11 protein-coding genes are annotated in these 13363 nt (G+C 63.2%); 6 read left to right on the top strand and 5 right to left on the bottom strand.

Annotated features, from left to right (window positions below; genetic code table 11):
* On the top strand, positions 1–1142 hold a 1142-nt coding region (locus tag AB1A62_RS15930; protein ID WP_366662444.1), incomplete at its 5' end, for an iron-containing alcohol dehydrogenase.
* 150 nt (positions 1143–1292) lie between these two features.
* On the opposite strand, the gene AB1A62_RS15925 is transcribed toward AB1A62_RS15930, so the two are convergent.
* The 3 genes from AB1A62_RS15925 to AB1A62_RS15915 form a co-directional block, all read right to left on the bottom strand.
* Complete coding sequence (locus AB1A62_RS15925) at positions 1293–1901, bottom strand: HAD family hydrolase (protein WP_366662442.1); 609 nt, start codon at positions 1899–1901, stop codon at positions 1293–1295.
* Positions 1902–1968: 67 nt separating this feature from the next.
* The gene (locus tag AB1A62_RS15920) at positions 1969–2901 is read right to left on the bottom strand and encodes a choline/ethanolamine kinase family protein (protein ID WP_366662441.1); all 933 of its coding nucleotides are present in this window, start codon (positions 2899–2901) and stop codon (positions 1969–1971) included.
* Positions 2902–2912: 11 nt separating this feature from the next.
* Positions 2913–5336 carry an FAD-dependent oxidoreductase gene (locus AB1A62_RS15915; protein ID WP_366662440.1) on the bottom strand — a complete coding sequence of 808 codons (2424 nt, stop codon included), beginning with the start codon at positions 5334–5336 and terminating at the stop codon, positions 2913–2915.
* Positions 5337–5485: 149 nt separating this feature from the next.
* Between AB1A62_RS15915 and AB1A62_RS15910 the strand changes: the two genes are divergently transcribed.
* The 3 genes from AB1A62_RS15910 to AB1A62_RS15900 all read left to right on the top strand — a co-directional run bounded on the left by AB1A62_RS15910 (position 5486) and on the right by AB1A62_RS15900 (position 7584).
* Entirely contained in the window at positions 5486–6277 is a 792-nt protein-coding gene (locus tag AB1A62_RS15910; protein WP_366662439.1) for a DeoR/GlpR family DNA-binding transcription regulator, read from the top strand.
* A 186-nt stretch (positions 6278–6463) separates the two neighbouring features.
* Positions 6464–6952, top strand: coding sequence for a twin-arginine translocation pathway signal (locus AB1A62_RS15905; RefSeq protein ID WP_366662438.1), 489 nt, complete (start codon positions 6464–6466; stop codon positions 6950–6952).
* Between the two features lie 20 nt (positions 6953–6972).
* Entirely contained in the window at positions 6973–7584 is a 612-nt protein-coding gene (locus AB1A62_RS15900; protein ID WP_366662437.1) for a ferric reductase-like transmembrane domain-containing protein, read from the top strand.
* Between the two features lie 224 nt (positions 7585–7808).
* Here AB1A62_RS15900 and AB1A62_RS15895 read toward each other — a convergent pair whose 3' ends face one another.
* Complete coding sequence (locus AB1A62_RS15895; protein WP_366662436.1) at positions 7809–8681, bottom strand: LysR substrate-binding domain-containing protein; 873 nt, start codon at positions 8679–8681, stop codon at positions 7809–7811.
* Between the two features lie 116 nt (positions 8682–8797).
* Here AB1A62_RS15895 and AB1A62_RS15890 point away from each other — a divergent pair, with 116 nt between their 5' ends.
* A complete protein-coding gene (locus AB1A62_RS15890) occupies positions 8798–10339 on the top strand; it encodes a trimethylamine methyltransferase family protein (RefSeq protein WP_366662435.1) in 1542 nt (513 codons plus the stop codon).
* Positions 10340–10355: 16 nt separating this feature from the next.
* On the top strand, positions 10356–11447 hold the full coding sequence (locus AB1A62_RS15885) for an aminomethyltransferase family protein (protein WP_366662434.1): 1092 nt from the start codon (positions 10356–10358) through the stop codon (positions 11445–11447).
* 438 nt (positions 11448–11885) lie between these two features.
* Here the strand turns inward: AB1A62_RS15885 and tcuA are convergent, their stop codons facing one another.
* Positions 11886–13361 carry an FAD-dependent tricarballylate dehydrogenase TcuA gene (gene tcuA, locus AB1A62_RS15880; protein ID WP_366662433.1) on the bottom strand — a complete coding sequence of 492 codons (1476 nt, stop codon included), beginning with the start codon at positions 13359–13361 and terminating at the stop codon, positions 11886–11888.
* Positions 13362–13363 lie beyond the last annotated feature (2 nt).

The raw sequence follows: 13363 nt of genomic DNA, 5'->3' as shown, positions 1-13363 counted from the left end.
CTCTCGTTGGAAACTGGTCCTACCCGACCGCAATCAAGTTCGGCGCAGGCCGGATCAAGGAACTGGCGGACGCCTGCGCCGCCGCCGGCATCACCAAGCCGCTGCTGGTCACCGACAAGGGGCTGGCGGATCTGCCGGTGACCCAATCGACCCTGGACATCATGGCGGCGGCGGGCCTCGGCCGGGCGATGTTCTCCGAGGTCGACCCGAACCCGAATGAGAAGAACCTGGAGGCAGGCGTTGCCGCCTATAACGCGGGCGGCCATGACGGGGTGATCGCCTTCGGCGGCGGCTCCGGCCTGGATCTCGGCAAGATGGTCGCCTTCATGGCGGGCCAGACCCGCCCGGTCTGGGACTTCGAGGATATCGGCGACTGGTGGACCCGCGCCGATGCCGATGCCATCGCGCCGATCATCGCGGTGCCGACCACCGCCGGCACCGGCTCAGAGGTGGGCCGCGCCAGCGTGATCACCGACAGCGTCACCCACCAGAAAAAGATCATCTTCCACCCCAAGGTGCTGCCCGCGGTGGTGATCTGCGATCCCGAGCTGACGGTCGGCATGCCGAGGTTCATCACCGCAGGCACCGGGCTCGATGCCTTCGCCCATTGCGTCGAGGCGTTCTCGAGCCCCCATTACCACCCGATGTCCCAGGGCATCGCGCTGGAGGGCATGCGCCTGGTGAAGGACTACCTGCCCCGCGCCTATGCTGACGGCACCGACATCGAGGCCCGCGCGCAGATGATGTCAGCAGCGGCGATGGGCGCCACCGCCTTCCAGAAGGGCCTCGGCGCGATCCACGCGATGAGCCACCCGGTCGGCGCGCACTTCAACACCCACCACGGCACCACCAACGCGGTCTGCATGCCCGCCGTGCTGGAGTTCAACGCCTCCGCGATTGCGGAGCGGTTCAACATGGCCGCCGCCTATCTGGGCATCGGGGGCGGCTTCGACGGATTCCGCAGCTTCGTGCAGGAGCTGAACGACTCCTTGGGCATCCCGCGCGGGCTGGGCGATCTGGGTGTCACCGCGGATGCGGTCCCGGAGCTGGTCAAAGGCGCCGTCACCGACCCCTCCTGCGGCGGCAACCCCATCGAACTGACCGAGAAAAACCTCACCCAGCTGTTCAAGGCCGCGATGTAGAATTTCCCCCGACTTCTCCAGCGGGGTCACCCGCTGGAGGTTTTTTTCACGTCTGCGGGTCTGGTCGGACTTTCCGCAGTAAAGACCCCGGACCGGGCAGGTTCCCAAAGATCCTTCCGCGAAAGCGCATTGTTCCGGACCCGCTGTTTCTCATAGAGCTGCCACGATACCGGCAATGTGAACGGGAGTGTCGGCAATAAAGTCCGCTCCGGCCTCGCGAAGCACATCCGGCGCCTGCCATCCCCAGGCCACCCCAACCGGCGGAATACCCGCTTGTTTCGCTGCAGCAATGTCGCTGACCCCATCGCCCACCATGCAGATGACAGGCTCAGGCGCCTCACGTTGCAGGGCTTTCAGCTTCCCGGCCTTGCCGCCCGGAATATCCCGCGAAAGTATTGCGGAGACATGCTCATAGCAGCCGTGAAACCGGAGAAATGGCTCTATGGTGCTGCGGGGCGACGCCGACAGAATGCAGAGCGGGCTGTTCAACGCCACTTGACGCAAAGTTTCAGCCATGCCCGGAAACAGCGGTGCAATCTCCCGGCAGTGTTCAAGATAACCGCAGGCATCCGCTGCAAAGGCCCGGGTATTGAGGCCCAGCTTCGCGGCCAGCCCTTCAAAACTGACCTGCTCCAGATCAGCAAACGGGTTTTCCGCAAGCGGGCGGGTACAGCCCTGCCGCCTGGCTGCGTGGGTGCAGGCTCTTGCGCAAATTCCAAGCGAATCTGCGATCACACCGTCGAAGTCAAAAACGACCAAGATATTCCCCAGGCTGGGCTGCGTGCTGTGCCGCACGCAGGCTGCAAGTTAAAGACGGAACTGCTGGCTATTCAGCAGCAACGGCGGCCAGATGGTCCGCAAAGGAGGGCGCGAGCATAAGGGTCTTGCAGCGCGCAAAACGGTTGGTGGCATAGGCCCAGAAGTCCTCCGCCGGGTTGCCGTCCGCGTGCTGGATCAGCCCCCAGAGCGTCCAGAGCAGATCGCACATTGCTTTGTAGATCACCATCCGCCCGTATTGCGCAGCACCCGGCGGGGCGCCGAGATAGGCCGTCAGCATTTCCCGTTCCTGGGCCTCGGTCATGCCTGCCTCAACTGACAGATCGCCCAGATCCCACAGCGCATCATTCATGCCCGAGTATTCGAAATCGACAATCCACATCCGGTCGCCGTTATCCAGGAAGTTCTCGCAAAGCGGGTCGCAGTGGCTGGGCACCAGCTTGCCGGGCCTAGCCTTCAGCAGTTCCCTGATCGGAGCCGCTTCGGCGACCACCTCGGCATAGCCTTCGGGAAGGCTGGCGTCTTTGGCGGCCAGCACCTCCATATAGCCGCTGATCATCGAAAACAGCTCGAACCGGAACTTGAAGGGGGCCGGCGCATCATGCAATCGCCGCAGAGCCTTTCCTGCTCGGGCCGCCGACCCCGGGCGTTCGGCAAACAATTCCGGGGTCATGGTGGCAATATCCGGAATGCACTGGCTGATCATTACACCTGTTGCAGGATCCGCCCACAGGACCGCTGGCCCGACCCCGGCGTCTGCTGCAACCTGCGCGTTATGGATTTCCACAGAGCGGTCGATATATTCTTCGGTGCCTTCTCCGGGAATACGCACGATCACTGCCTGCGGCCCGCCTTCCACGCGGTAGACCAGATTGGTCAAACCTCCCAGGCGCTGAACCTCCAGCGCCTGTGCATCAAGGCCTGCAAACCCCTTAAGATTTTGCAACGCATCGGTAATCCGGGTGACATGTTCCATATTCATTGCGGCCTCCCTCAGGCTTTCAGGCGGTCATTGGCGGGGTCATAAAGCGGCCCGTCCACCCTGCGCAGCGCGCGGCGTTCGCCGAACAGTTCCAGCTCAAAACCCCTTTCCCCGGCCAGTTCCGCCGGAAGATAGCCATAAACAATTGTCTTGCCGACCGTGGCACCATAGCCGCCGCTGCAGGCCAGAGACACCGCAGCCCCCTGATGCAGGATGGTCTCACCGCCCGTCATCGGCAGCCGCTCCTCCGCGGCAAAGGTGCAAAGACGCTGGCTGGTCCCCTGCCCTTTCTGCCGTTCCAGAACCGTGCGGCCCAGGAAATCCCCCTTGGACTTCAGATGCACACGGGCGCCCAGACCGGCCTCGACAGGTGAGTAATCCGGAGTGATATCGGCGCTCCAGTAGACATAGCCTTTCTCCAGCCGCAGCGACTCGATTGCCCGGTAGCCGATATCGCGGATGCCGTGATCCTGTCCGGCCCGCCACAGCAGGTCATAGACATGCAGGGCGAATTCCGCCGGGACATGAAGCTCCCATCCCAGCTCGCCGGTATAGCCGATCCGGGCTGCGCGCACCTTGGCGGCGCCCAGCGTGATCTCCCGCGCCGTTGCAAACGGAAAGGCCCCGTTGGACACATCTTCCTCCGCAACCGCCTGCAGCACCTCGCGCGACTTGGGGCCGCAGATATTGATCACCGCGCGGGCCGAGGTCATTTCAATCAGCTGCGCCGATCCATCCTCGGGCAGGTGGCGGCGGATCCAGTCCGCATCATGCACGCCGAACCCGGCGCCCGTCACGATGTAGAAATGATCGCGCCCCAGCCGGGTGACGGTAATGTCCGCCTCGGTGCCGCCTTTCTCGTTGCAAAGCTGCGTGTAAATCACCGCGCCGTCCGGCTTGTCCATGTTGGATACTGCGATGTTCTGAATGGCAGCCAGTGCCCCCGGGCCGATCAGCTCGAATTTGGAGAAGCTGGACTGGTCGATCAGCACAACGCCTTCCCGCGCGGCCTTGTGCTCCTGTTCGGCAAAGGCCTTCCAGCCCGGGTCCAGGAAGTCCAGCTGATCCACCGGCTCGACGCCTTCGGGGGCAAACCACAACGGGCGCTCCCAGCCGTTCTTCGATCCGAACACCGCGCCATGCTGCTTCAGCCGGTCATGCAGCGGCGACAGGCGCAGATTCCTGGCGGTTTCCGCCTCCTGGCCCGGATAGCGCATCTTGTAATGATGCGCGTAATGCTCCACCGCCCGGGGATACATGAAAGCGCGGGTGGCGTGGTGCGGGCTGAAGCGGCGCACATCCAGCGGCCACAGATCCAGGCTCGGCCGGCCCTCCAATATCCATTCCGCAATGATTTCCCCGGCGCCGCCGCCAGCGGCAATGCCGTAAAGGAAGCCGGTCGACAGCATCAGGTTCTTCAGTTCGGGCGCCCAGCCCATAACGAAATCGCCATCTGCGGAATATGGGATCGGGCCATTGATGACCTGGCGGATTCCGACCTCGTTGACGACCGGCGTGACCTGGCCTGCCAGCTCCGCCAGCGGGGCAAACCTGTCCAGATTGTCCGGCAGCAGCTGGCGCACGAACTCACCCGGGATGCCGTTGTCGCCAAAGGGCAGCGTCCCCTCTTCATAACCGCCGATCACCAGCCGCCCGCCGGCGTCCGGCTTGTAATAAACCAGCCGCTCCGGGTCGCGCAGCGTCGGCAGCCCTTTGACCAGCTCCGCCCGGGGCAGCGGTTCGGTCACGATGTACTGGTGCTCGACCGCGCAGGCCGGAACCACGACCCCGAGTTTTGCGGCCAGTTCCCGGCTCCACATTCCCGTGGCCAGGACAACGGTTTCGGCGTCGTAGTCTCCCTCGGACGTTATCACCCTGGAAATGCGGCCGTCCTTAAGCTCGAAATCCTCGACCTTGACACCCTGGCGGATTTGAGCGCCGTGCATGCGGGCCCCGGCCGCAACTGCCTGGCAGAGGCTGGCGGGATCCACATGGCCGTCCGAAGGAATGAACGCGGCTCCTTCAAGGCCCTCCGCATCGATATAGGGGAACAGCTCCTTGGCTTCGGCTGCTGTGATGATCTCCATTTCCAGATCGAAACTGCGCGCCATCGTCGCCAGCCGCTTGGCTTCCAGCAGCCGCTCCTTGGTTGCAGCCAGGCGCAGGCTGCCCACTTTCTTCCAGTCGAACTCCATGCCGGTCTCGCCGGCCAGCCGGTCATAGAGCGCCACCGAACGTTTCAGCATCCGGGTGGTATTGCGCGAGGAACGCAACTGCCCGACCAGGCCGGCCGCATGCCAGGTGGCGCCTTCGGTCAGCGATGCCTTTTCCAGCAAAACCACGTCTTTCTCGCCTTCCCGGGCCAGATGATAGGCGATGGAGCATCCGATGATGCCGCCGCCAATGATGAGATGCTTGGCTGAGTGAGTGGTCATGATGTTTCCCCGTTGCAAGATCGTTGGCGAAATCAAATCCCTCAAATCAACATAAATCAACATTTATGTTGCTTGTTCGTTGAAATTTGTCGGTTGATCGCAGGAAAAACTGGCCCTAACCTCCAACAGGCAACATAAAAGCGTCAAAAATGTCGAAATACGAGCAAGACATTCTCAACACCGTGAACCTGCACGGGCGGGTTTCGGTCATGGATCTGGCCCGGATCCTGCAGGTTTCGGATCAGACCGTCCGGCGAATCGTGAAGCCCATGGTCGAAGACGGGCGCCTGTCCAAGGTGCATGGCGCGCTGGTCAGCACCCAGAATGTGCTGGACCCGCCGTTCATGGCGCGCATGACCCAGAACCGGGCAGCGAAGGTTGCGATTGCCAATGCGGTTGCTGAACGGATCCACGACGGCTCCGCCATCGCCATCGACACCGGTTCCACCTCCGGCTTCATTGCCCAGGCGCTGCGGACGCGCAAGAACCTCACTGTGGTGACCAATTCGGCATTCATCGCTGCCACGCTGTCGATGGAGGAAGGAAACCGCGTGTTCATGGCGGGCACACAGCTGCGCAACCACGACGGTGCCGCGTTCGACCGGGCCGCCTATGATGTGATTGCCAGTGTTTCTGTGCAGGCTGCGGTGCTTTCTGCCTCGCTGGTCCATCCGGCCAGGGGGTTCATGGTGTATGACCAGTGCGAAGCGGACATGGCCGGCGCAATGACGGAAATTGCCGAGCAAACCATCATGGCCGTTGATTCAACGAAATTCAACGAAGCCAGCACCAGTCCGGCGCTGCGCTTGCCGGAGCTTGCGGCAAACGACCTGATCGTCACCGACCGCAGGCCGCCGCCGGCGTTCCGCGCTCTGCCCGGGCAGGCGGAACTGCTGGTCGCAGAGGTGCAAGGTGCTCCATCGGGTGGCAGCCGCCTCTGACTTGGGCGAAAGAACGGCGACGGCCGGCAATTCCCGCCAAGAACTCACAAAACATTGAGCGGGGTGAGACCCGCAGCCCGGCTGCCGGAACTCGGAATTTCCTGCAAACTTGCTATACTTCGATCAGTTCGAGACCAGTCCTGCGCATCCGGCCAAGCACCCGAACGCTTGTTAGGAGACTCCGTTATGCCTGCCATCCCATTTACCCGTCGTTCCTTCCTCGCCGCGGGGAGCTTTGCCGTTGCGATGGGAGGCCCCGGCTTGCTTGTTCCGGCCCGCGCGCAGGGCCTCGCACCGACTCCATCGATGCGTGGCGGCGCCAACAATTACCGCCCCGGCGCACCAATTGTGGACAGGATTGGCGGCGGGGGGTTTTGGATGACCGGCACAGTCCGGCGCGCAGGCGATGGCGCGCCGCTTGCTGGGCAGCGCATCCAGATCTGGGCGCATACGACCGAAGGGCATGAGCGCGACCAGCGGAGCCATGGTGCAACGCTTACGGATCAGAATGGGGAGTTCCGCCTCGAGATGCCGCAGATCGTCCCTGCTTTCGGACAGCCGCATGGCCATCTCGCCTATGACAGCGGTGACTTTGAAACCGTTTTCCTGCGCCCGGTCATGCGAAACGCCAAAGATACCAGCCTAAGCGCGCATTTCGTCCTTCAGCCAGCCTAAGCGCAGTGGGCGCAAAGAACATGAGCCCGGCCCGGAGCGCCTTGATTTGGGGTCTCTTTGCGGCCGCTGTTGCTGTGCCGGTCGCCGCCGCGGCAGTAAGCCCGCTGCTCGCATGGCGCCAGCCGGTCTATATCGCGGCCGGGTTTGCCGGGGTGATCGCCATGGCGCTGCTGCTCACACAGCCTTTGCTGGCGGGCGGTTACTTGCCTGGCTTGCCCGCACAGCGCGGGCGGCGCGTGCATCGCTGGACCGGCGGAGCCTTGATCGCGGCGATTGCGGTTCACGTGGCCGGCCTGTGGATCACCAGCCCGCCAGACATGGTCGACGCGCTTCTATTTGCTTCGCCAACGCCGTTTTCCGCTTGGGGCGTGGCCGCGATGTGGACGGCCCTCGGCGCCGCGCTGCTGGCTGCATTCCGTGCACGTTTCCGCCGGAAACTGCGCATCTGGCGCCGCGGTCATACAGCACTTGTGTCAATGACTGTGATCGGGAGCGTGGCCCATGCCATGATGATCGAAGGAACGATGGAGACTGTGTCAAAGACCGTGCTCTGCGCCTGCACCCTCGCAGCAACGGGCAAGGCGGTCGTAGATCTTCGGGCGTGGGCGATCCGGCCGCGCCGGGGTTCCTGACGATGATCCTGCTTACTTTCCACAAACGGGGCGCGGAACATTGTGCGCCGTCAGATTAATCATTCGAGGCATTCATCCTGGCGGGGTCACTGATAGCTGGAATGGCGGCAACTGGATCCTTCGTGTTTCAAACCCGAACGGGGAGGGTCGGGGACCAGCCGGACAACCTTGCCCGGCGCCGGCTGCCGCAATGGGCCGCTCACTCGTCGGCAACGGCACACGGTCTACTTGATGCTTTGCAGCCATCCGGTGAAAGCGATGACACTGTCCTGCGGCACGGCTCTATGCGGCCGGACCAGAAAGTAGCCGTAATCCTGCAGCACGTGCGGTGACAGGCGGAACAGCTTTGCCTCTTCCAGTTCCCGTTCGATCAGGGTGTCCATCAGAGCGATCCCCTGGCCGTCGATAACCGCCTGAACCCGCACATTGGGGTCCGGGATGATCAGCGTGTCCCGCCGCGCCTGGAGCGGCAGGCCAGCGGTGTTCACCCAGTCTGTCCAGGCGTTGCTGTCGTCATGATCCCGCAGCAGCGTAAAGGTTGAAATCGCCTCTTCCCAGCCAAGGCGAGTTACTTTTTCCAGCGCTGCAGCGTTACCGGCGGGAAAAGCTGGGCATGGCAAAAACGGGGTGATTTCGCCGTCCTCCCACCGCCCATTGCCCCAGCGGATCGCGATATCAACGCCCTGCGCTTCCAGATCAAACAGCCGGATCATCGGCTGCAAGCGCAACTGGATATCCGGATGCTCCTGCATGAAGGACATCAGCCGGGGCGACAGCCAGCGGGCCGCGAAGTAAGTGGATACGCCGACGGTCAGGGTTCTGGCAGAAAGCCCCTTCATTGCCAGGATTTCCGCCTCGATAGCCTCATAGTGGTTTCGGCAGGCATCCAGCAGCTTTTGTCCGCCAGCCGTCAGATCCACCCCGCGGGCATTGCGCTGGAAAAGGGCAAAGCCCAAGTCCGCCTCCAGCGTTTTGACCTGATAGCTGACCGCCCCCTTGGTCATGTTCAGCGCCGCTGCCGCATCGGAAAAACTGCGGTAGCGGGCGATTTCAGCGAACAGGCGCAGGCTGTCATGGTGGCGGAATTTTTTCAGCATCTTCCTGGTGTCTAATTTCTTTGAACGATGAGAGCAAATAAAATCGATTGCTGGCAGCCTCCTTTCCTAAAATATTAGCCCAAGGAAAATTCTTGGGAGTTGGCACGTTGGGAAATATGAACGCTCAGACGCATATCACCCAGCGCGGCAGATCGCGCCGGGGGCGGCTGACCCGGCACAATGCACCGCAAGCAGCGCCCGTAATCCGGTGCCGCAAAATCCCCGCCTATAATCTGCTGGATGAGGCTGCTCTGGCCCGGATCGAAAGCCAGGCAGACTGGATTCTGGAGCACATCGGCATCGAGTTCCGCGGCGATGATACCGCGCTGGCACTCTTTGCCGGCGCCGGAGCGCGCATCGAAGGCGCTCGGGTCCGGTTCGAGCCAGGTCATGCCCGCCAGCTCTGCTCAACCGCACCTGCCGAATTCCGGCTGCATGGCCGCGACCCGGCCCGCACGGTCACCTTGGGCGGGGACAATCTGGTGCTGATGCCGGGATACGGGTCGCCCTTTGTCTCCGACCTGACCCAGGGCCGGCGCTATGCCACGCTGGAAGACTTCCGGAATTTCGTGAAGCTTTCGCAACTGTCGCCTGCGCTCCATCACTCGGGCGGCACCGTGGTCGAGCCGACGGATGTGCCGGTGAACAAGCGGCATCTGGATATGATCCTGGCGCATCTGACCCTGTCGGACAAACCCTTCATGGGCGCAGTCACATCCGCACAGGGCGCGCGGGACAGTCTCGACATGGCCCGGCTGGCCTTTGGCGCCGGTTTCATCGGCAGCCATGCGGTCATGCAGGCCAATATCAACGTGAACTCGCCGCTGATCTTTGACGAGGTGATGTCCGCGTCTCTTCGCCTCTACGCAGCGGCGAACCAATGCGTCTGCGTCTCTCCCGCAATCTTTGCCGGCGCCATGGGGCCGCTCTCCTCTGCCGCGGTGGCCGCGCAGACCCTGGCCGAAGCCATGGCGGGCATTGCCTTGACCCAATTGGTGCGCAGCGGCTGCCCGGTGGTGTTCGGCAGCTTCCATTCTTCGATGAACCTGCGCACCGGCGCGCTGACCTTCGGTTCGCCCGAGGCCAATTTGACAACCATGGCGCTGTCGCAGCTGGGCCGCCGGCTGGGGGTGCCGGTGCGCTCCGGCGGCGGCCAGGTCACGGCATCGAACGCGGCGGACGGCCAGGCGATGCAGGACAGCACCGGCGCCATGTGGGCGACACTCCTGTCCGGCGGCCATCAGGTCTGGCACGCGGCGGGCTGGCTCGAGGGCGGGCTGGTGATGTCCTACGAGAAGTTCGTGATGGACCTCGACCACTGCGGCGCGATGCTGAAGATGCTGCAGGGATTTGAAACCGGTGACGAGGCCTTTGGCCGCGATGCCTATGCCGAGGCCGGGCCGGGTGAGAACTTCCTCTCCACCAGCCACACCCTGCGCCATTACACCACCGCCAACTTCGAACCGCAGGTGCCCGAAGGCGGCCCCTATGAGACCTGGGAGGAAAACGGCTGTCTGACCGCGGATCAGCGCGCTGCGGCACGCTGGAAGCAGATGCTGGAGGCCTACCAGCCGCCGGAAATGCCGGAGCACACCCGCATGGCCCTGAATGATTTCGTGGCGGAGCGCAAAGCCGCCCTGCCCGATGAATGGTACTGAGAAAGGAAACAGAGAAATGACCGAAGAACTGAGCCGCACCTCGGCGCTTGCCTCCCGCCACAGGGCGCTGGGATCAGGGCTGGAGGACTGGAACGGCATGGGCACCGCCTGGACCTACAGCACCGACCCGAACGACGAGCATGACGCGGTGCGCGAACACGCGGGCATGTTCGATATGTCGCCGCTGAAGAAGGTCTTTGTCCGCGGCAAGGACGCGCAAGCCGCACTGGATCACCTGACCACCCGCGACCTGTCCAAACTCGCGCCGGGCAAGGCGGCCTATCTTTGCGTGCTGACAGAGGCCGGCGGCATTGCCGACGATGCCATCGTCTCCAACAACGGCGGCGATGAATGGATGATCGTGCATGGCTCTGGCGATACCATGGCGCTGCTCGAAGCCTCCGCCGAAGGCCGCGACGTGTGGCTGGAGTTCACCGACGACCTGCATGACATCTCGGTGCAAGGCCCCGCAGCACTGGAGATATTAAACGCCCATTGCGACATTGATCTGGCCGGGCTGGGCTATTTCGAACACGCGCCTGCGGCCTTGTTCGGCCATCCCTGCAGGATCTCGCGCACCGGCTACTCGGGCGAGCGCGGCTATGAAATCTTTGCTGCCGCTGCCGTGATCACGGATATCTGGGACAGGCTGGCCGAGGCAGGCGTCATGCCCTGCTCCTTCACTGCGCTCGACAAGGTGCGGATTGAGGCGGGGCTTTTGTTCTACGGCTACGACATGACCGAAAAACACACCCCCTGGGAAGTTGGCCTTGGCTTTACCGTCAGCAGCTCCAAGGGCGGATTTCGCGGCAAGGATGCGGTAATGGCTGCCAAGGGCCGGGAAATGGTCAGCAATGTCTGCCTTGATATTGATCATGCGGACATGGTGGAGGGCGGTGAAACCCTGCTGCTCGACGGCGAGGAGATCGGCGTGGTCAACAGCCCCTGCTTTTCGCACCGGATGGGCAAATCGCTGGCGCTGGCCCATGTCCGCCCCGGGACCGCCGCTGGAACGGTTCTGCAGCTCAAAAGCGAGACGCTGCAAACCGCCGCAACGGTGATCAGCAGCCCGGTTTACGACCCGCAAAAGAAGCGGACGCATCAATAATCCGGCGGGAAATGAGCAGCGGGCGTGGTGGTCTTCGCCGCCTGATGCCCGAAACGGGTGATCCCGGGCGCCTGGCTGTTCGGCGGGATGACCGTCTTGCAGCTGCAAGGACAGGCAATCGGGCTTGCGGTGCCTTCAGAAGTGCTGTCGTCGCTGCCCTATTTGGCAACAGTCGCGGTCCTCGTGCTGATCTCGCGGAACCGGCAGGCCATGGCGCTGGATTTCCCGGTCTCTTTGGCCCAACCCTTCCGCCCAAAAAGATAGGCCGCAAGATGCTGCCCGCCGTCGCAAAGGCGGGCAGTGCCATCCGAAAGTTTTCGGTTTCAATCTTCCCGGCAGCGCTCAGCGCCTCTTCAAGTCCGGCGCCCAAGTATGCCATGGGAAACACGTCGTATCCCATGGGCCTGTTAGGACAGAGCCGGAAGGACCTGACTCTCTCTATCCGCCCAAAACATGCTCCCCGGCCAACCGGCCGAAAACCGATCCGCTGATCAGGCCTGTTCCGCCCGGATAGTTGAAATAGAAGATGCCGCCGACCAGCTCGCCTGCAGCAAACAGACCGGGGACCGGCGCGAGGTCGTTGTCCAGGACCTGCGCGCTGTCCGGGTCGATCCTGAGCCCGCCGAAGGTGAAGGTGATGCCGCAGCCCACCTGATAGGCTTCGAACGGGCCGTCGCCGATGGTGTTGGCCCAGTTGGATTTCGGCACCGCGAGCCCCCGCGTTCCGCGGCCGTCCTTGACGTTCGGATCAAACGGCGTGCCGGTGTCCACCGCGGCATTGTAGGCGCGAATTTCATCGAGAAAGCCCTGCGGGTCCACGCCTTCCAGCTTCTGGGCAAGCTCCTCCAGCGTCGGGGCTGTCACCTTGGTCGCCCGCTTGATGCGGTATTCGTCGCGCAAGAGGTGGGTGACCTTGGCATCAAAGACCTGCCAGGCGAACTGATCCGGCTGGTTCAGGATCACCCGGCCGTATTTGGCATAGGTGTAATTGCGGAAATCCGCACCCTCGTCGACAAAACGGCGCCCCGTGGCGTTCACCATCACCCCCCAGGGGTAGGAATGCTTCTGGAAGCCGTCGCCCACATCCAGGTCGCCGAACTCCGGCGCGTTGTAGTCCCAGCCGACCGCGTGGCAGCCCGACCAGTTGCCATAGGTGGAGGCGCCGGCCGCCATCGCCATCTTGATCCCCTCGCCGGTGTTGAAGCGGGAGCCGCGCACCCGGGCCATCTCCCAGCCGGGGCCGAGGTAGCGGGTGCGCATTTCCGGGCTGGCCTGGAAGCCGCCCGAGGCAATCACTACGGATCTTGCCCGCAGGTCCTGGAGTTCGCCCCTGTGGCGGACCTTGACGCCGGTCACAGCATGGCCGTCAGTCAGAAGCTCCAGTGCGCGGGTTTCATAGCGGATTTCCACACCGCTGGCCCTGGCGATTTCGGTATGGGCATCCACCAGGCCGGGACCGCCGCCCCAGGCCTCAAGCGTCAGCCCGCCCCAGAACTTGAACCGCCCATCGACCTTGAAGGCCTGCCGCCCGTAGATCGGCATGAAGCGAATTCCCTTGCCGCGCATCCAGTGCATGGTCTCGCGCGAGGTGGTCACCAGCCGTTCGCACAAGGCCGGATCGGTGCGGAAACGTGTGACACGGAACATGTCGTCAAAGAACTGCTCTTGCGTGTAGGTGCCGAAATCGGTGATGGCGATCTGCTCTTCACTCAGGTCCGGGCACAGCGCGCGGATATCGTCCGCGCCGTCATAGGCAAAGCGGATGGCACCCGCGGTATAGCGCGAGTTGCCGCCGTTTTCCGCCTCGGGCGCGCATTCCAGCATCAGCACGCTTGCCCCCTTTTCCCGTGCGGCATGGGCAGCGCAGAAGGCCGCATTGCCGGCGCCGATTATGATCGTGTCCCAGGTTTGCATGG

The sequence above is a fragment of the Leisingera sp. JC11 genome, assembly GCF_040704725.1.
In the GTDB taxonomy this organism is placed as follows: Bacteria; Pseudomonadota; Alphaproteobacteria; order Rhodobacterales; family Rhodobacteraceae; genus Leisingera.
Note: the sequence above shows the minus strand (reverse complement) of the source record. Positions and strands in the feature narration are given on the sequence as shown.